The sequence below is a fragment of the Roseixanthobacter pseudopolyaromaticivorans genome, assembly GCF_043195145.2.
Taxonomy (GTDB): Bacteria; Pseudomonadota; Alphaproteobacteria; order Rhizobiales; family Xanthobacteraceae; genus NCEH01.
Genome location: NZ_CM195539.1, coordinates 2,140,346 through 2,158,115, shown reverse-complemented (window position 1 = coordinate 2,158,115; position 17,770 = coordinate 2,140,346). Strand labels below are relative to the sequence as shown.

16 protein-coding genes are annotated in these 17,770 nt (G+C 65.8%); 9 read left to right on the top strand and 7 right to left on the bottom strand.

Translation table 11 applies throughout. The features are described 5' to 3' along the window. The first annotated feature begins 76 nt into the window (after positions 1 to 76). Entirely contained in the window at positions 77 to 1,657 is a 1,581-nt protein-coding gene (locus tag V5F68_RS10375) for an SPOR domain-containing protein (protein ID WP_394012462.1), read from the top strand. A 69-nt stretch (positions 1,658 to 1,726) separates the two neighbouring features. Here the strand turns inward: V5F68_RS10375 and V5F68_RS10370 are convergent, their stop codons facing one another. Beyond that, positions 1,727 to 2,632, bottom strand: coding sequence for an ATP-binding protein (locus V5F68_RS10370; protein ID WP_394012461.1), 906 nt, complete (start codon positions 2,630 to 2,632; stop codon positions 1,727 to 1,729). A 230-nt stretch (positions 2,633 to 2,862) separates the two neighbouring features. Here V5F68_RS10370 and V5F68_RS10365 point away from each other — a divergent pair, with 230 nt between their 5' ends. Beyond that, positions 2,863 to 3,558: a hypothetical protein gene (locus tag V5F68_RS10365; protein ID WP_394012460.1), complete on the top strand. Its 696-nt coding sequence runs from the start codon at positions 2,863 to 2,865 to the stop codon at positions 3,556 to 3,558. 34 nt (positions 3,559 to 3,592) lie between these two features. Here V5F68_RS10365 and V5F68_RS10360 read toward each other — a convergent pair whose 3' ends face one another. Beyond that, on the bottom strand, positions 3,593 to 4,429 hold the full coding sequence (locus V5F68_RS10360; RefSeq protein WP_394012459.1) for a sulfite exporter TauE/SafE family protein: 837 nt from the start codon (positions 4,427 to 4,429) through the stop codon (positions 3,593 to 3,595). Between the two features lie 89 nt (positions 4,430 to 4,518). Continuing rightward, positions 4,519 to 5,475 (bottom strand): tRNA dihydrouridine(20/20a) synthase DusA, encoded by a 957-nt coding sequence (dusA, locus tag V5F68_RS10355; RefSeq protein WP_509274690.1) that lies wholly within the window; start codon positions 5,473 to 5,475, stop codon positions 4,519 to 4,521. Positions 5,476 to 6,405: 930 nt separating this feature from the next. Here dusA and V5F68_RS10350 point away from each other — a divergent pair. Together V5F68_RS10350 and V5F68_RS10345 are read left to right on the top strand one after the other, a co-directional pair. Further along, positions 6,406 to 9,222, top strand: coding sequence for a fibronectin type III domain-containing protein (locus V5F68_RS10350; RefSeq protein ID WP_394012457.1), 2,817 nt, complete (start codon positions 6,406 to 6,408; stop codon positions 9,220 to 9,222). 95 nt (positions 9,223 to 9,317) lie between these two features. Beyond that, a complete protein-coding gene (locus V5F68_RS10345; protein ID WP_394012456.1) occupies positions 9,318 to 10,151 on the top strand; it encodes an aldo/keto reductase in 834 nt (277 codons plus the stop codon). Between the two features lie 126 nt (positions 10,152 to 10,277). Here V5F68_RS10345 and V5F68_RS10340 read toward each other — a convergent pair whose 3' ends face one another. From V5F68_RS10340 to cobS, 3 genes are read right to left on the bottom strand one after another with little or no spacing between them, the layout of a single operon-like run. Further along, positions 10,278 to 10,997, bottom strand: a complete 720-nt coding sequence (locus V5F68_RS10340) for a TIGR02281 family clan AA aspartic protease (RefSeq protein WP_394012455.1) — start codon at positions 10,995 to 10,997, stop codon at positions 10,278 to 10,280. Between the two features lie 3 nt (positions 10,998 to 11,000). Then, entirely contained in the window at positions 11,001 to 11,258 is a 258-nt protein-coding gene (locus V5F68_RS10335; RefSeq protein WP_394012454.1) for a DUF1289 domain-containing protein, read from the bottom strand. A gap of 49 nt (positions 11,259 to 11,307) precedes the next feature. Continuing rightward, entirely contained in the window at positions 11,308 to 12,108 is an 801-nt protein-coding gene (gene cobS / locus V5F68_RS10330) for an adenosylcobinamide-GDP ribazoletransferase (RefSeq protein ID WP_394012453.1), read from the bottom strand. 196 nt (positions 12,109 to 12,304) lie between these two features. On the opposite strand from cobS, the gene yajC reads away from it, so the two are divergent. Genes yajC through V5F68_RS10305 form a run of 5 tightly spaced genes read left to right on the top strand, consistent with a single transcriptional unit; the run spans position 12,305 to position 16,677 of the window. Beyond that, entirely contained in the window at positions 12,305 to 12,649 is a 345-nt protein-coding gene (gene yajC, locus V5F68_RS10325; RefSeq protein WP_348845172.1) for a preprotein translocase subunit YajC, read from the top strand. Between the two features lie 20 nt (positions 12,650 to 12,669). Further along, the gene (secD, locus tag V5F68_RS10320; protein WP_394012452.1) at positions 12,670 to 14,277 is read left to right on the top strand and encodes a protein translocase subunit SecD; all 1,608 of its coding nucleotides are present in this window, start codon (positions 12,670 to 12,672) and stop codon (positions 14,275 to 14,277) included. Positions 14,278 to 14,290: 13 nt separating this feature from the next. Then, positions 14,291 to 15,352: a protein translocase subunit SecF gene (gene secF, locus V5F68_RS10315; RefSeq protein ID WP_394012450.1), complete on the top strand. Its 1,062-nt coding sequence runs from the start codon at positions 14,291 to 14,293 to the stop codon at positions 15,350 to 15,352. A gap of 19 nt (positions 15,353 to 15,371) precedes the next feature. Beyond that, positions 15,372 to 15,752, top strand: coding sequence for an Mth938-like domain-containing protein (locus V5F68_RS10310; protein ID WP_394012449.1), 381 nt, complete (start codon positions 15,372 to 15,374; stop codon positions 15,750 to 15,752). A 16-nt stretch (positions 15,753 to 15,768) separates the two neighbouring features. Beyond that, complete coding sequence (locus tag V5F68_RS10305; RefSeq protein ID WP_394012448.1) at positions 15,769 to 16,677, top strand: phytoene/squalene synthase family protein; 909 nt, start codon at positions 15,769 to 15,771, stop codon at positions 16,675 to 16,677. On the opposite strand, the gene V5F68_RS10300 is transcribed toward V5F68_RS10305, so the two are convergent. Next, on the bottom strand, positions 16,658 to 17,761 hold the full coding sequence (locus V5F68_RS10300; RefSeq protein WP_394012447.1) for a serine/threonine protein kinase: 1,104 nt from the start codon (positions 17,759 to 17,761) through the stop codon (positions 16,658 to 16,660). The genes V5F68_RS10305 and V5F68_RS10300 overlap by 20 nt on opposite strands. Positions 17,762 to 17,770 lie beyond the last annotated feature (9 nt).

Below are 17,770 nucleotides of genomic sequence, written 5' to 3'. Positions count from 1 at the left end.
CGTTCCGACCCGTGTACCGTAAGGTTGGGTTTGGGGGGTGCGGAAATCCGGTCCTACCAAACATGATTGAGGCCACATGGGCGACGAAAGCAGCTTCCGCTACCGGCGCGATGACGAGCACGCCAGTCAGGCGCCGTCGGCGGCCGCGAATCCCGCTCCCGGCCGCCCGCGCAACGAAGACGCGCTGGCGGAGTTGGCGCGCCTGATCGGCGATCAGGACCCCTTCGCCGACTTCGGGGAGATGGGGCAGGATCAGCCGCCCCCCGCTCCTGCGCCCCGTGCCCGCACGGTTCGTCCGGATCCCGCGCCGGCGCCGCAGTTTTCTGCCCCGCCGGTGGAGCGCCGGTTCGAGGATTGGCAGCCGGGCCGCCGGGGCAGTCGCGACAGCGCTGCCAGCGAGCCGTTTTCGCGCGTGCCGGGCGAGGACGTGACGCAGCGCTCCCGCGCCCAGGATCCGCGGGTTCAAGATACGCAGGCCAGCTGGGATGCGCTGGAGCAGGAAGTCGCGGCCGAGCAAAGCCGCACTTCGGTCCGCCTCGGCTATGGCTCGCTGTCGCGCCGTGCGGAAGGCCGGCAGCAGCAGCTTCAGGACGAGTATGATCCCCGCCCCGCCGCCCCGTCTCGGGCAAGCGAGCCGGCGGCACCCGTTTCCCGCCATCCGGACGAGGATGACGATCCGCAGGCCGGTTATGCCTATGGCGGTGCCGCCCAGGGCGATGGCTATGACGAATATGACGACAATTACGACCCCGCCTACGGCGAGGAAGGCTATATGCCGCCGCACGCGGAGGAGGTCTATGAGACCGAACCGCGCCAGCGCAGAGGCCGCCTGGCTCTGATCGTGGTCGCCTCCGTCGTCAGCATCGGTCTCGCCTCGGCGGCGGGGCTGTTCGCCTATCGCATGGTGGGCAGCGGCGGATCGTCTTCCAGCGGCGAGGCGCCGCCGGTCATCAAGGCGGACAATGCGCCGACCAAGGTCGCGGGACCAACCCCGGCGACGAATTCGGACGGTCAGAAGCTCATCTATGATCGCGTGGGTGGTGCGCCTGGCGCCGAGCGCGTCGTGCCGCGCGAAGAACAGCCGGTCGATGTGAATGCCGCCGCAGCTGCAGCGGCTGCTGCCGCCGGGGCGGGGGCGCCGCCCGCTGCCGCTGGTGCGCCATCCACTGAACCGAAGCGGGTCAAGACCTTGGCGGTGCGGGCTGACGGAAGCGTGGTGCCGAATGGCGCCCCGGCATCGGCGCCGCCGACGGCCGGTATCGCGCCCACAGCCTACGCCCCCACACAAAATCCCATTCCGAGCGGCGCCCCCGCACCGAAAACCGTGACCACCACGCCCACCACCGGCGGCGCGGCACCGGCGGCTGCGCCGGCCACCGCCTCGGCTGCACCGGCGGCGGTCGCCAATGGCGCCTACGTGGTGCAGGTGTCCTCACAGAAGTCCGAAAGCGACGCCATGGGCTCCTGGAAGGTGCTTCAGGGCCGTTATCCGCAGCTGCTGGGCAGCTATAAGGCGACGGTCCGTCGGGCCGATCTCGGCGACAAGGGCGTCTATTATCGCGCCCAGGTCGGTCCGTTCTCGACTCGCGACGAGGCGAACAACCTCTGCAATGCCCTCCAGGCCCAGGGCGGCACCTGCATCGTCACCCGCAACTGAGGCCGTCGGCGGTTCTAAAAATAAAGGCCGGCCCTTTCGGACCGGCCTTTTTCTTTGGAGAGCTGGGTTTCAGGCGGCGGAGGGCGCCAGGGCCACGCCGAGCTGGCCGGCCAGATCCTGCACGAACTGCCAGGCGGTACGGCCCGAGCGTGAGCCGCGCGTGGTGGCCCATTCCAACGCCAGCGGCCGCCACTTGTCTTCCTCCATGGGAATATTGTGGTGCGCCACATAGGCGGCGACCATCTCCAGATATTCGTCCTGGCTGCATTTGTGGAAGCCAAGCCACAGGCCGAAGCGGTCCGAGAGCGAAACCTTCTCCTCCACCGCCTCGCCTGGATTGATTGCCGTGGAGCGCTCGTTCTCCATCATGTCGCGCGGCAGCAGGTGACGCCGGTTGGACGTGGCGTAGAAGATCACATTGTCCGGCCGCCCCTCAATGCCGCCTTCGAGCACCGCCTTCAGCGACTTGTAGGTGGTGTCATCGCCATCGAAGGAAAGATCGTCGCAGAACACGATGAAGCGGTGATGCGAGCCGCGCACCAGCGACATCAGCACCGGCAGGGTTTCGATATCCTCGCGATGGATTTCCACCAGCTTCAGCCGCCGCCCGCCGGCATCCGTGCCGAGAACGGTGCGGTTGATATGGGCGTGCGAGGCCTTCACCAGCGAGCTCTTGCCCATGCCGCGCGCGCCCCAGAGCAGGGCGTTGTTGGCGGGCAGGCCGCGCGCGAAGCGCTCGGTATTGTCCACAAGCTGGTCGCGCACCCGGTCGATGCCCTGAAGCAACTCCATGTCCACACGATTGACGCGCTTCACCGGTTCGAAACGGTTCGGCTGGGTATGCCAGACGAAGGCGTCCGCGGCCTCGAAATCGGGCTTCAGCAATGAGGGGGGCGCGAGACGTTCCAGTGCGTCGGCGATGCGCAGCAGCAGGGCATGGGTGGCGTCGGCATTAGGTTCGCTGGGTGGCGTCATTTTTGGTCTCCTTCGGGCGGGGATAGCCGCGCCAGCGCTTCGCAGCAAGTTGGCCGTGCGGGCGCCGCCGGCCCGAGACATGCGGTTCATGCATGGGGAAGCCACCCATATTGCGCTGCGGGAAGATTCCTTTAACCTGCCTCTGGCCTATTGGGGTGGGCTGGGTTTGGAAGTTGAGGCGAGAGCGGGGCGTCCTTGGGCGCCGGCTCTGCCGCATCGACGGAGATGACATGCCGCAAACCCGTTTGCCCCGCGCCATCGCACCCGTATGCGTCCCCTTGATCCTCGTGGCCGTGGGCAGTGCCCCCGCCGCGGCGCAGGAAGTGGCCACCCGCGTATCGCGCACGGCCAATGCCGACGGTTCCGCCTCGGTGACCGCCGCCGGTGCGCTGATTGGATGGAGCGCGGCGCAGTTCGGCGTCGATCTCTCGGTCGCTCCGGCTCCGATCACGACGGTCCAGCCGCGTTCCGACCTGCCGTGGCACGCGTCGGATACTTCGGGCGCCGTCGCCTGGGCAAAGGTCGAGATGCCGGGCGTATCGAACCTCTTCTTCTGGGAAAAGGGCGCGGTGGACGTGCGCGTTGACCCGCTTCAGGACAAAAGCCAGCTGGGCACGAGTTTCTCGCGCGAATGGGATCTGGGTGGACACATCAGCGCTCAGGTCAGCGACAGCTACGCCGTCACGGTCGCCCCCGCCTCCAGCGGCGAAGGGTGGAGCAGCGATAAATCCGTCAGCCTGAACGTGCATGAGACAGGCACGCGCTTCAGCCTCGGCACGTCCGTCGCCAGCGACCGGCGCTCCTGGCTGCCTTCGGTGAGCGCCCAGCAAAACCTGGTCGGCCCGCTGGTGCTGACGACCACGGTGGCCGACACGGGAAGCGAGATCAATCGCAGCATCACGGCGGGCTTCCGTAGCACCTGGTGACGACCGCCCGGTGGGCTCGCGGGTCGGCCCGCCGTCACCCCAGGATGATGGCGACGAGGAATCGCAGCGCCATGATCAGCAGGAACAGGCCGAAGCCCATTTCCAGCGTTCGGCGCGACAGCCGATGCGCGAGGCGCGCGCCGAACGGGGCCGTCACCGCGCTCACCGGCGCCATGCAGGCGAAGCCCAGCAGCGACACATAGCCGAGCGAAAGGGGCGGCAGCTCCGGCAGGTGGGGCCAGCCGGCGATCGCGTAGCCGATGATGCCCGGAATGGGAATGAGCATGCCGATGCCGGCGGAGGTAGCGACGGCGGCATGTATGGGCACACCGTAGAGCCCGAGAATGATGCTGGAGATGCCGCCGCCGCTGATGCCGATGAGTGAGGCGGCAAGGCCGATGAAGAAGCCGTACCCCCACATCGCGGTGCGGCCCGGCAATTGCGTGCCGAGATGCCAGTCGGCGCGGCCGAGCAGGGCCTTGAGGCCCATCAGGCTGGCGATCACGACGAAGGCAGCCTGCAGGATCCAACCGTCGAGGAAGGCCGCGATGGCGCTCCCGGCAATGATGCCGAGAATCGCCGGCAGGCTCCAGATCTTCAGCACGCCCTGCATGACCGCGCCACGGGCCTTGTGGGCTCGATAGGACAGGAGCGAGGTGGGCACGATGATCGCGAGCGAGGTGCCGACGCACAATTGCATCCGCACGTCCTCCGGCACGCCGATGATGCGAAACACCTCGTAAAGCACGGGAACGATCACAGCGCCCCCGCCGACCCCCAGCAGGCCCGCGAGCAGGCCGGTGACGACCCCTCCGGCCAGCAGCGCCAGCGTCAGATAGGCAAGTTCGCTCCAGGGGACGGAGGAGAGCATCAAGTCGGTCTCGAAGGGAGGGCGCGCGACCTTCAGGGCCGGCAGGGCGGGCGGCAACCTGCGCCCGAATTGCCGATCCTGTCCAGCGTTCAGGCTGCGGCGCGCCGGGGGGCCCGTCGCACGTCGTTCAGTGCTGTGCGCAGCACCTCCAGCCCTGCGCCGGGCGCGATCCCTTCCGTGGAAAGGCGACGGCGGAACGTGCGGGCGCCGGGCCTGCCGGTGAACAGGCCGAGCATGTGCCGGGTGATGTCGTGCAGCCGCCCGCCCGATTCCAGATGGGCGGCGATATAAGGCTCGAAAGCCTCCACCGCCGCGAAGGCGTCGGCGTGCGGTGAGCTCTCGCCATAAAACAGCGGATCTACCGCAAGCAGCAGTTCCGGATTTTGATAGGCCGCACGTCCGACCATTACTCCGTCGAGCCCCGCGCTTTCCGCCTGCGCCTGCTCCAGCGTGACAAGGCCGCCGTTCAGGGCGATGGGAACCTGCGGCAAGCGGGCCTTCAGGCGGCGCACGCGGTCATAGTCGAGCGGGGGAATATCGCGATTTTCGCGCGGCGAAAGTCCTTGCAGCCACGCTTTGCGGGCATGGACGATGAGCGCGTCCGCCCCCGCCGCGATCACGGCATCGGCCAGTGCATCCAGGGCGACCTCCGGATCCTGGTCGTCCACGCCGATGCGGCATTTGACGGTGACCGGCAAGGCAACCTCCGCCTTGATCGCGGAAACGCAGCGCGCGACCAGGTGCGGCTCGCGCATGAGGCAAGCACCGAAATTGCCGCCCTGCACGCGGTCCGAGGGACAGCCCACGTTGAGATTGATCTCGTCATAGCCAAAATCCGCGCAGATCCGCGCGGCCCGCGCGAGCTGCTCGGGATCGCTCCCGCCGAGCTGAACCGCCACCGGGTGCTCCGCCGGCGAATACCCCAGCAGCCGCCCGCGATCACCGTTCAGCACGGCTGGGGCGGTTACCATTTCGGTGTAAAGCAGCGCGCGTGCCGAAAGCGTGCGATGGAACGCCCGGCAATGGCGGTCCGTCCAGTCCATCATGGGGGCCGTGGAAAATATAAACGATTGATAATTAGACATTATTTTGTAGCTTCAAGGAGTTGGGTCTCGTCGTGTGCACTCGATTTTCGCCACGATACGCCCAATTTCCAATTTTTAGACGCGTGAGTGCTCACGGAGCGCACACGGATTGGCCTCCCTCACTAAACTAAAATGCGGCTCCTGGAGAGCCCAGTTCCGAGATGCCGAGGCATGGGCACTCAGGGCGCCTTCGTCCGCGCCTCGCTGGCCTCGGTCTATCGGCCCAGCTCCGCGCGCCTCATTAATTCGCCACATAGAGATACTCCTCCACACCGTTCTGGTGGGGCGGCGCTCTTTGCCGAACCGCCGCAGGTTCTCGGGCAGGCCGGCGAGCTGGGGGGCTGCGTCGGCAGCGCGCCGGCCGACGCAGCAGGTCGATCGATGGGGACTCCAAAGGCAAGACGGGCGAAGGACGCATCGAGCAACGAGGACAGCATGGGCAGCATGTCCCCCCGTGCAGCACCAAGGGGCCTTATCGCGATGTGCACCACCCTCGGACTGAGCCCGCACCATCCAGTAGGTGGGGTGGAGAAATGATGTGCCGGCAAATCATGTGACGGCGTGCCAAGCCCATGTCTTGCTCACAACTAGGACGATAGGCTTTCAAAAGGCGATTAACTTAAGTATTAACTTGTTTTATTCGTGAATTAGGTTCGCGACATGGTGCGATATCATGAATAAATATCGAACTGACCATGCTGTCGAAAATGCTGTTTTGGATATTTCGCGAAAATATCCGATCAGGCGGGCGTGTGGATTAAAAAGGGCATGAAAGTTCGGGTTTTGACCTAAACTCAGCTTGAACATGACAGGCGGATGGGAAAGCCTGAGAAGCAATAGCCTGGGTCTCGCGGGGGGCGAGCGACCCTTAGGCGTGCAGAAGGAAGCGCGATGACCACGGGAACGACGACCGCGATCAATTGGGCCTGGGGCAAGAACACGGTCCTGGACTTCAACCCCGCCACTGACGTGCTCGATTTCGGCTGGTTTCAGGCCGACCAGTTCACGGTGACGGAGGTAAATGGCTCGGTCGTCATTTCCATCCCATCGAACAATGAGACCTACACGCTGCAAGGCGTTCATCTGTCTCAGCTGACGATGGCCAATATCACCGCCAAGGATTCCACAGCGCTTGCGGAGTGGACCAGCACGCTCGCGACCGGCGGTACGGGAACGGGCACTGGCACTGGCACGGGCACCGGTGGCGGCACCGAAACGGGCGGCGGGACCGGCACCGGCACGGGCGGCACCACCAGCGGTACCGTCTACGCCATTTCCCTCAGCGGGGCGGACATCACCGGCTTTGACGTCACCAAGGACAAGATCGATACCGGTGCGAACACGATCCATGCCTTCATCATCGTGGATACGCCGGACGGCGTCGGCTTCATGAACCCTTGGAACGGCGACATGCAGATCATCAAGGGCGTCGCCCTCGCCGATCTGACCATCGACAATTTCAGCTATATCGAGAATGCCCACCTGCGTGAGGCGGTGAGCGGGGCGCTGGCGTGGGAACAGGGGATCACGCCCGAGCCGCACACGGTCTATGCGCGCTCCCATGAAGTGGGGCAGGTGGACAAGGTCGCCTTCGATCCCGCAACCGACGTGGTGAGCTTCAAATATTTCGCGAGCCGCGAGCGGCTCTCCATGACCGACAGCAGCGAAGGCGTGGTGATCGCCGATGGCGCGACCGGCGAAAAGCTGGTGCTCCTTGGCGTAACCATTTCCGAACTCTCGGCCAAGAACTTCGAATTCACCTTCACTGAGGTCCGTGAGGACCATCTGGATACCCAGCTCGGCATCACCGTGCCGGATTCCCAGATCGTTGATTTCGACATTGCGATCGCGGGTGGTGGCACGGTCACGGGCGGCAGCGGGTCCACGGCTGGTGGGGGCACCGGTGGCACAGGTGGAGATTCGGGCGGCGGCACGGGTGGTACCGGCGGCGATACGGGCGGCACGGGCAGCGATGGCGGCTCCGGCCATGTAGGCGACGGGATGGCCACCGTCACCACCATAACCTGGGCCTGGGGCACCAACACGGTGCTGAATTTCGACACCGCCTTGGACAAGCTGGATTTCGGCTGGTTCTCCGCCGACAATTTCACCGTGTCGGAAGTCGCCGGCTCCGTAGTCATCTCCATTCCGAGCAATAATCAGACCTATACCCTCACGGGCGTCACGCTCGCTGACCTGAGCCTGGCCAACATCGTTGCCAAGGACAGCTCGGCGCTGAGCGAATGGACCGATGCGCTCTCTGGAAGCACCGGATCCGGCGACAGCGGCACCGGAGGGACCGGCACTGGGGGCACCGGCACAGGTGGGACCGGCACCGGGTCGGGCGGAACCACCGTCTATGCCGATCCCTGGAGCGCCACCAAGGTGTATAACGGCGGCGATCTCGCGAGTGAGAACGGCATGGTCTACAAGGCCGGCTGGTGGACCCAGGGCAATGATCCCGCCTCCAACCACGGCGATGTCGGCAGCGGCCAGGTGTGGACGTTCGTCGGCTATCTCGATAGCACTCCGGTGATCCCGAACGCTCCGGAAGACCTGTTCGCGGCCAGCACTACCGACACCTCCACGGTGCTGGTATGGGATGCCGCCACGGTCTCGGGCGTCGGCACGGTGACGAGCTACGGCGTTTACATGAACGGCGTGCTCATCGCGACCACCACCGACACCCATTACAAGGTCGCGGATCTGCACGCCTCAACGAGCTACGATTTCAGCGTGGTCGCGATCGATGAGGCCGGCACCTCGGCTGCAGCAAGCCCGATCCATGTCACGACTGGACTGCCCGGCAGCGCCGAAAACCTCGACCAGGAATTCTCGCCCTATGTGGACATGTCGCTGACCACGAGCCAGGACCTCCTCGGCATCGCGAAGGCGTCTGGCGTGCTCGATTTCACCCTGGCCTTCATGCTCAGCTCCGGCACCAATCAGATCGGCTGGCAGGGTGCGGGCACGATCCAGAACGACACGCTGTCGAACGGCACCACCATTCTCTCGCAGGTGGAAGCCATCCAGGCGGCAGGCGGCCACATCACCATTTCGTTCGGCGGCGCCAATGGGCAGGAAGCGGCCATCACCGCCACCAGCGTCGAGAACCTGACCAAGGAATATCAGTCGGTCATCGACCGCTATCATGTGAACTCGCTCGATTTCGACATCGAGGGAGGCGCGGTCACCAATACGGCCGCAAACCATCTGCGGGATCAGGCCCTGGTTGCCCTCGAAAAGGCCAATCCGGACCTGACCATTTCTTTCACCCTGCCGGTGCTGCCCACGGGCCTCACCCAGGATGGGCTGAACCTGCTGAAGCAGGCGGCCGCCGACGGCGTGCACATCGATGTCGTGAACATCATGGCCATGGACTATGGAGCGGCGGTCGACAGCGGCGACATGGGGAAGGATGCCATCTCGGCTGCGATGGCGACCCTTGCGCAATTGAAGGACCTGGGCATCGACGCGAAGCTCGGCATCACGCCGATGATCGGCATCAATGATGTGAGCAGCGAGGTCTTTACGCTCCAGGATGCGCAGGAATTGCTGGATTACGCGGACGGCAATCCCGACATCGCCCGCCTCGCCATGTGGTCGCTGGGCCGTGACAATGGCAGCACGGTCGGCGTCGTCTCGCCCGTCGGCAGCGGCGTGGAACAGACCGCTTACGAATACAGCCACGTCTTCGGCCATTTCTGAGCCGGACACCACCAGGCACCCGCAGCGTTGCCGCAGCGGGTGCCTTTTCACCCCGCAGCAGGTCGGTTAGGGTCCGGCTCAAACGGGGATACAGAATGCCAAGAACTGTGCAGCTTCCGGGTGGGGAAACCGTTTCGGCCATCGGTCAGGGCACCTGGTTCATGGGCGAGCAAGCCGGCCGCCGCGCGCAGGAGATCGCGTCCCTGCGTCTCGGCGTGGACCTCGGCGCAACCCTTATCGACACCGCCGAAATGTATGGCGACGGCCGCACCGAAGACATGCTCGGCGAAGCCCTGCTGGGCTATCGGGACAAGGTGTTCCTGGTCTCCAAGGTCTATCCCCATAACGCCAGCCGGCGCGGCGTGGTCGAGGCGTGCGAACGTAGCCTAAAGCGCATGCGGACGGACCGCATCGATCTCTATCTGCTGCACTGGCGTGGCAGCCATCCCTTCGAAGACACCATCGCCGGCTTCGAGGCGCTCCAGGTGGCTGGCAAGATCCGCCACTGGGGCGTGAGCAATCTCGATACCGACGACATGGAAGAATTGCTCGACTGCGGCGGCGAGGCCTGCGCGGTGGATCAGGTGCTCTACAACCCCACGCGCCGGGGACCGGAATACGATCTGTTTCCGTTTCTGGCGGAGCAGGGCATTCCGATCATGGCCTATAGCCCCATCGAGCAGGCCCGGCTGCCCCGCTCGGGCGCGCTGGGCGCAGTGGCGCGCAAGCACGGGGTTGATCCCTACCAGATCGCGCTGGCCTGGGTGATCCGCCGGCCGGATGTGATCGCCATTCCCAAGGCCGGTACGCCGGACCATGTGCGGGCCAATATCGCCTCCGCCGACATCGTGCTGGATGCCGAGGATCTGGCGGCCATCGACGCGGAATTCCGCCCTCCGACCCGCAAGCGCGGCCTGGAAATGCTCTGAGAACCTGGAAATGCTCTGAGAAGAGGTGTGACAGGGCGCGGGCGGCGAGGCTCACCTCGGACGGAATGACTCGTTCGGCGCTACGCTTTCCTTCGCTCGGCGGGCCAAGAGGAGCGCGCGTTTCCGTCAACGTCCCGCCAGCGGACCCCGCATCATCAGGCGGTCGCCGCGAATCTCGAAGCTGTCGAGCCTCTGCAGAAAACTCATGCCCAGCAGGCTGGTGCGCAGAACGCCGGCCGGCGAGACGAGGGCAGGGACGCGGCGCTCCACGATGGTGCCGATGGTGATCTTGTCCAGCACCACCGAGGCGGCTTTCGTGCGTCCGTTCGCGGTATCCACGGGGACGTCGTATTTGAGGAAATCCACGGGCAGGCCGGCGGAGCGGGCGGCTTCCAGCGTGAGCACCACGGAAGATGCCCCAGTATCCACCAGCATGTGCACCGGCGAATCGTTGATCGCGGCCCGCACAGCAAAATCGCCATCGGCGCCGCGCGCGATTTCCACCGTCGCGGTGGGTCCGCTGCCGCCCACATAGCCGGGAATGAGCTGCACCAGCACTTTGTCTGCCACCTGCCGTAGTGGCTCGCGATAGGTGTAGCCCATAGCCAGAACCACCGCGACGATCACCCAGAACAGGGCCGCCATCAGCGCTTCGCCGATGCGGCCGCGGAACATGGACCATGCGATCGCCCCGACAAAGATGAGGATCGCGAATTTCGAGATGAGGCTTGCAAACTGGCTGAGATCCAGCCCCGCCACCTCACCTTGTTCGTGATGGACGGCGAGCACGATCACCCCGCCAAACAGCCCGAGTAGCAAAATCCACAGAAGACGATCGCCGCGCATGTCTTAATCCGCAAAGGCTTCGGGGCGTTGCTGGCGCAGGCGTTCGAGCCGCACCGGCAATTGCGCCATCACGGCCGTGCGCCGCTCGGTGGACATGGAAATCCAGGCGCCGATTTCCTGCGTTGTCCGCCCGCACCCCACGCACAGGCTGGAGACGGGATCGACCCGGCAGATTTTCACGCACGGCGTCGCGATAGCCTGCGATGCGGCGGCGGGTCCGCCGGGAAACGGGGAGGGGGAAACGGGTCTCGCGTCGCTCATCTGCGCTCTTCGGGCCGTCGCGGGCCGCTCAACCGGGGTGGCGGATGCCTCAAACGGCCTTGGCGAACATAAGCACCGCCAGCAGGAAGGCAATCTCCGCCACCTGCTGTGTGGCGCCGGCCACATCCCCCGTCTGCCCGCCGATCAGGCGCGCGGAAAGGCGCGCCATGACGAAGCCGGCCAGCGCCGGTGCGATCAGCCCGGCGAAGGTGGCGCCCACGCCGAAGCTCGGCACGAGCAGGACCGCGACGACCAGCGCCGCCATAAGGGCGCAAGCCATGGCGGCATCCGCTCCAGGCTGTCCCGCACCGGCGGAAGCGCCGTCGGTGCGGGCGGCGGGCAGTACCTGGAGAAGGGCGATTCCCGCCGCACGCGAGGCCGCTCCCGCCGCAACGAGCGCAATCACCGCGCGAACCGGGCCGCCCAGCACGAGCAGCGCCTCGAGGCTTGCGATGCGGATCAAAAGTGAGAGAGCCAGGGCGCACGCGCCATAGGTGCCGATGCGGCTGTCGCGCATGATTTCAAGGCGCCGCGCCCTGTCGCGGCCGCCGCCGAGGCCGTCGGCGGTATCGGCCAGCCCATCCTCATGGAAGGCGCCGGTCGCCAGTACCACCGTGGTGATGGCCAGGCAGGACGCGAGAAAAGGCGGGAAGCCCAAGGCCGATGCCAGAAGCAGCACCGCCGCGCCAAACAGGCTGATGACGGCACCCGCCAAGGGAATCACATAGGCGATGCGCGAAAGCGGCGGCGCGCCGAACGGCGCCTCTTCCCCGCTCTGCGCCGGAATCGGCAGCCGGGAGAAGAAGCGCAGGGCGACGAATAGGTCCTCAACGAGACGGTTGCGGGTCATGCGCCGGATCCGGTACGGCCGCGCAGCTCGGCGGCCGCCCTTTGGGACCCTTATTTGCGCCTTGGGTCAAGCAGGTGCGCACAAGCTGGCGCGTCGCGTTTGCATTCGGCGGCTCGGCCGGTATAGTCCCGCCGCTTCGCCCGGCCTCGTGCCATCTGCGCGGCCTGGCCTTTCTTCAGATAGAACGAGGATGCACATGTTCATTACGCCCGCTTTCGCCCAGGGCGCCACGGCCGCCGGCGGCGGGACCGACATGCTCATTCAGCTTGCCCCGTTCCTGTTGATCTTCGTGGTCATGTATTTCCTGATCCTGCGTCCGCAGCAGAAGCGCGCCAAGGCGCACCAGGAAATGGTCAACTCCCTGCGCCGCGGCGACGTGGTGGTCACGGCAGGTGGTCTGGTCGGCAAGGTTGCGCGTGTGGTCGACGACGCCGAGGTCGAATTGCAGATCGCTGATAACGTGAAGGTGCGCCAGCTGCGCTCGCAGATCACCGTCGTGCGGTCCAAGGCCGAACCCGCAAAGGATGAGGCGGCCTCCTGAGGCCGTAGAATCGCAAGACGATGCTGCACTTTTCCCGGCTAAAGACGACGGCGATTCTCGTCATCACGGCGATCGGTATCCTGTTCGCCCTTCCCAATCTGCTTCCGCCCGCCGCCTTGGCGGTGCTGCCGTCGTGGCTCGCGTCGAGCCGCGTGACGCTCGGCCTTGATCTTCAGGGCGGCTCGCACATCCTCCTGGAGGTGGACGGCGCGGCCCTGCGCAAGGAGCGAGCCGAGCAGATCCGGGACGAGGTTCGCAATGTGCTGCGCGAGCAGCGCATCGGCTATAGCGGGCTAACGATCCGCGACACCGCGATCCAGCTTCGTCTGCGCGACCCCAACGATACGACCAAGGCGGTGGCGGAGCTCCGCAAGCTCGCCGCCCCGGTCACCAATACGCTGCTGGCCAGTTCCAGCGGCGAGATGGACCTCAGCATCGCCAGTGCGAGCGAGGGCGCGATCACCGTCACCTTGACCGAGGCGGGGCTCAACGCCCGCATTCGTTCGGCGGTCGATCAGTCGATCGAGATCATCCGTCGCCGTATCGACCAACTCGGTACGGTGGAGCCGAACATTCAGCGCCAGGGCGCGGACCGCATCCTGGTGCAGGTGCCCGGGCTTCAGGATCCGCAGCGCTTAAAGGCGCTGTTGGGCCAGACCGCCAAGCTGTCATTCCGCATGGTGGACCAGTCCATGTCGCCCCAGCAGGCACTGGAAGGCCGCCCGCCGCCGGATTCCGAAGTGCTCCAGGGCCAGGACGGTGTGCCGTATCTGGTGGAGAAGCAGGTTCGCGTTTCGGGTGAGGATCTGGTGGATTCCCAGCCGGGCTTCGACCAGAACACGCGCCAGCCCATCGTCACCTTCCGCTTCAATTCCAACGGCGCCCGGCGCTTTGCTGCGACCACCCAGGCCGCGGTGGGCCAGCCGTTCGCGATCGTGCTCGACAATCAGGTGATTTCGGCCCCGCGCATCAACGAGCCGATCCTCGGCGGATCGGGCCAGATCTCGGGCTCGTTCACCGTTCAGCAGGCCAACGACCTCGCCATTCTGCTGCGGGCCGGCGCGCTGCCGGCTCCGCTCAAAGTGGTGGAGGAGCGCACCGTCGGCCCCAGCCTCGGGCAGGATTCCATCGAGGCCGGAAAGCTTGCCGCGTTCGTGGCCGCCGGGCTCGTGGCGGTGTTCATGATCGCCGTCTATGGCCTGTTCGGCATTTTCGCCCTGATCGCGCTGGCGGTGCACGTCACCTTGATGTTTGCCCTTCAGTCGGTGCTCGGCGCCACCCTGACCCTGCCTGGCATCGCCGGCGTGGTGCTCACCATCGGCATGGCGGTGGATTCCAACGTCGTGATCTTCGAGCGTATCCGCGACGAGGCCCGCGAGGGACGTTCCGCCATCGCCGCCATCGACAAGGGCTTCACCCACGCGCTCGGCACCATCATGGACGCCAACGTGACCTCCCTTGCCACGGGCTCCATCCTGTTCCTCCTGGGCGGCTCGGGCCCGGTGCGCGGCTTCGCCGTCACCTATATCCTTGGCCTTCTGACCACCGTGTTCACTGCTTACACCCTCACCCGGCTCATGATCGCATGGTGGGTGAAGTGGCAGCGCCCGGCGAAGCTGCCCATCTGAAGGTGCGCCGTAAATGCCTTTGATCGATTATATCCCGGCGCAAACCCACATCGGTTTCATGCGCCTGCGCCATGTCACCTTCCCGCTTTCGGCGGCGGCGATGGTGCTGGCTCTCGTCTGCTTCGCCACCTTCGGTTTCAATCTCGGCATTGATTTCCGGGGTGGAACGCTGGTGGAGGCGCAGACCAGCCAGGCGGTGGCCGACATTTCCGGCCTGCGCGAGCATCTCAGCGATCTTGAGTTGGGCGATGTCCAGATCCAGGAGTTCGGCTCCCCGCGCGACGTGCTGATCCGCGTCGGCGAGGCCGGCACGTCGGACGCCGCCCAGCAGGCGATCGTCGGCAAGATCTCATCCGCCCTTGGCACCGACTACACCATCCGCCGCGTGGAAACGGTGGGCCCGAGCGTGTCGGCGGAACTGGTGCGCCAGTCCATCATCGCGCTGTTGCTCGGTGCCGTGGCGGTGCTGATCTATCTGTGGTTCCGCTTCGAATGGCAGTTCGCGGTGGGCGCCATCGCCACCACCGCGCACGATATCTTCGTGACGCTGGCGATCTATTCGATCCTCGGGATCGATTTCGACCTGACCTCGATTGCCGCCATCCTCACCATCATGGGCTATTCGCTCAATGATACGGTGGTGGTTTACGACCGTATCCGCGAGATGCTGCGCCGCTACAAGCGGATCCCTCTGCCCGAGATGCTCGACCTCTCGGTGAACGCGACCTTCTCGCGGACCATCATTGTCTCCCTGACCACCTTCCTGGCGACGCTGGCGCTCTACTTCTTCGGTGGCGAAGTGCTGCGCGGCTTCTCGCTCGCCATGGCGGTCGGCATCATCGTCGGCACCTATTCCACCATTTTCGTGGCCGCGCCCATGCTGATCCATCTTGGCCTGCGGTCCAGCGCGGTGGAGGGCGAGAAGAAGCCCGAGGGCATCGCCGCCCGCATCGACGAGGTGATGGCGCCCCAGACGGAGGAGGCGGAGATTCTGCCTGCGACTCCGGGCGCGCCGAAGCCCGCGCCCGTTCCCCCGAGCAGCCGTGGCCGCTCGCGCGGCAAGTCGCGGAAATAGCAGGTAAGGACGGTACAAGATGGCGGAGCAGAAAACGGAGGCGTTCCTGCCCCGCCAGGTGCCCATCGACGGTTATGGGGACCGCTTCTTCCATTTTTCCGGCATGTCTCATTCGGGCTCGATCCTGGCTTTGCCCTCCGGCATCCGGCCCTGGGCGGTCGAGACCTTTTCCGCGCTCGATGCGGCGGCCCTTGCGCCGATCATCGCCGAAGCCAAGGCATTCGAGCTGCTGTTCCTGGGCACCGGCCGAGATCCGGCGCATTTGCCTGAGCGGCTGAAGGAGCGGTTGCGCGCAGCGCATCTGCGCTTCGAACTGATGCCGACGCCCGCCGCAGCCTCGACCTATAATGTTTTGCTGGCCGAAGGCCGGCGCGTGGGCGCGGCGCTGATCGCATTCTGAAACCGAAAGGCGCGTCATGAGCGAAGATGCCGGCGCATCCGGTGCGCCCGATCTGGAAACCGCCTATTCCCATTGCGCCGATCTCATCCGCGTCCATGATCGCGACCGATTTCTCGCCGCTCTGTTTGCAGCTGCCGCGCCCCGCCGCCATCTGATGGCGCTTTATGCCTTCAACCTGGAAGTGGCGCGGGTGCGCGAGGTGGTGCGCGAGGCGCTTCCCGGCGAAATGCGCCTGCAATGGTGGCGCGAAATCATCGAGGGCCTGGGGCGCGGCGATGTTTCCGGCCATCCGGTCGCTGCCGCCATGCTCGACACCATCGCCGTCTGTGATCTGCCGCGCGGCGCCCTGCTGAACCTGATCGATGCCCGCACCTTCGATCTCTATGACGACGCCATGCCTACCCTCAATGATCTGGAGGGTTATGCGGGCGAAACGTCATCGGTGCTGATTCAGCTGGGGGCGATGATCCTCCTCGGGCGCGCTGACCCCGCCCTCGCGGATGCTGCCGGACATGCGGGGGTGGCCATTGCGCTCACCGGCCTGATGCGGGCGCTGCCGCTGCACGCGGGGCGCGGCCAGTGCTTCCTGCCGCTTGACGTGCTTGAGCGCCACGGCCTCACGCGCGAGGACGTGGTGAAGCGAAGCTCGGGTCCCGGGCTCACGGCGGCGCTCGCGGAAATGCGCGCGCGGGCAACCCACCATGTGAAAGCAGCGCAGGCCGCACTGCCGTCTGTCCCGGTGCAGGCCATTCCGGCTTTTCTGCCGCTGGCCCTGGTCGCCGGGGACCTGAAGGCGCTGGGGCGGGCGGGCGATCCCTTCACCCTCATTGCCGGCGTCCCGTCCTTTCTACGGGCCTGGACGCTCTGGCGCGCGGCCGCGAAGGCCCGCGCCGGCAAGGACTGGCTCAAGCCGCCGGCCGTGTGATCCGGTCTGTCAGGTTGAGTCGTCCGCGCGCGATCTGATCAATCAGGTCGCGGGTGACCTGCGAGCCAGAAAGGCTTTCCAGCATCTCGATCTGGTTGCGCGCCACGAGCAGCAAAAGATCGTCGCGCACGACGCCATTGTTGTCGCGCGGCAGCAGCGGCACGAGTTGCAGGTGGTCGAGATGCGGCCGGTCCGGCAAGGCTGTGGCCAGATGGGTGCGCAACGCATCGGCGGTCAGATCGTCGCGCGTTTCCACAAAGGCATAAAGGCCGACCTTGCCGCCGAGCGTCTGGAAATCCGCCATATGCACGTCGCTGACCGCGGGATGGGCGAGGAGAGCCTCGGCGATGCGCGGCCCCACCTGTGTCACCCGGGGACCCCGGCCCTCGGTATCCGAATAAGACATGAGCCGGCGCGTGACGAAGCGGTAAACGCGCTTGCCGGTGGCCATCCAGATGCGGGCGAAGCCGCTCTTCGTGGCCAGCATCTGGCGCTCGCGCGCGGTGAGCGCATCGGGGCAATAGGTGCGCTTGTGCTTGAGCAAGTGGCGCACATCCTCATAGGCGAGGATACGGCCCAGCCGCGAACGGCGCGATATGGGCAGGGCCAGCTGGAAATCCATAAGCCAGGCTTCGCCATCGGCGCCGCGCAGCCAATTCTGCTGCTTGGCAAGATCGTTATGAGCAAAACCCGCGGCGTGCAGCGTGCGCAGCGCCGCCTTGGCGGAGCGGAAGAAATCGACATCGCCATAGGGGCGGGCGATTTGCAGCGGCGCGCCGTCGATCCAGCCGCGCACAAGGAAACGATGCCCGACCGCCAGCAGCGGCGTGGTGACGCCCGTGGCGCTAACGCGTTCCAGGGCCTTCACCTCGCCGGCGGCGAGGCGCGCGGCAATCGGGAAAAACCAGGGGGAGACCGCATTCCAGCGACGCAGCACCGCGGGATGCTCGGTGCCGGACCGGTCGGTCCAGATGCCGCGCTCGACGGTTGAGAAGACGTCGCGCTTGAGCACCGTATCCACGGCGAAGCGGGCGAGGTCGGCTTTGTGCTCGACCGGGGTGAAAGGGCGCAAGTGCCTGGGCATGAGCGCCTC

Excerpts from the sequence above, each read along its gene's own strand:
- secF (WP_394012450.1), top strand. The coding sequence starts at position 14,291 with ATGCCTTTGATCGATTATATCCCGGCGCAAACCCACATCGGTTTCATG.
- V5F68_RS10350 (WP_394012457.1), top strand. The coding sequence starts at position 6,406 with ATGACCACGGGAACGACGACCGCGATCAATTGGGCCTGGGGCAAGAAC.
- cobS (WP_394012453.1), bottom strand. The coding sequence starts at position 12,108 with ATGACCCGCAACCGTCTCGTTGAGGACCTATTCGTCGCCCTGCGCTTC.
- V5F68_RS10305 (WP_394012448.1), top strand. The coding sequence starts at position 15,769 with ATGAGCGAAGATGCCGGCGCATCCGGTGCGCCCGATCTGGAAACCGCC.
- yajC (WP_348845172.1), top strand. The coding sequence starts at position 12,305 with ATGTTCATTACGCCCGCTTTCGCCCAGGGCGCCACGGCCGCCGGCGGC.
- V5F68_RS10310 (WP_394012449.1), top strand. The coding sequence starts at position 15,372 with ATGGCGGAGCAGAAAACGGAGGCGTTCCTGCCCCGCCAGGTGCCCATC.
- secD (WP_394012452.1), top strand. The coding sequence starts at position 12,670 with ATGCTGCACTTTTCCCGGCTAAAGACGACGGCGATTCTCGTCATCACG.
- V5F68_RS10300 (WP_394012447.1), bottom strand. The coding sequence starts at position 17,761 with ATGCCCAGGCACTTGCGCCCTTTCACCCCGGTCGAGCACAAAGCCGAC.
- dusA (WP_509274690.1), bottom strand. The coding sequence starts at position 5,475 with ATGATGGACTGGACGGACCGCCATTGCCGGGCGTTCCATCGCACGCTT.
- V5F68_RS10375 (WP_394012462.1), top strand. The coding sequence starts at position 77 with ATGGGCGACGAAAGCAGCTTCCGCTACCGGCGCGATGACGAGCACGCC.
- V5F68_RS10345 (WP_394012456.1), top strand. The coding sequence starts at position 9,318 with ATGCCAAGAACTGTGCAGCTTCCGGGTGGGGAAACCGTTTCGGCCATC.
- V5F68_RS10370 (WP_394012461.1), bottom strand. The coding sequence starts at position 2,632 with ATGACGCCACCCAGCGAACCTAATGCCGACGCCACCCATGCCCTGCTG.
- V5F68_RS10340 (WP_394012455.1), bottom strand. The coding sequence starts at position 10,997 with ATGCGCGGCGATCGTCTTCTGTGGATTTTGCTACTCGGGCTGTTTGGC.
- V5F68_RS10365 (WP_394012460.1), top strand. The coding sequence starts at position 2,863 with ATGCCGCAAACCCGTTTGCCCCGCGCCATCGCACCCGTATGCGTCCCC.
- V5F68_RS10360 (WP_394012459.1), bottom strand. The coding sequence starts at position 4,429 with ATGCTCTCCTCCGTCCCCTGGAGCGAACTTGCCTATCTGACGCTGGCG.
- V5F68_RS10335 (WP_394012454.1), bottom strand. The coding sequence starts at position 11,258 with ATGAGCGACGCGAGACCCGTTTCCCCCTCCCCGTTTCCCGGCGGACCC.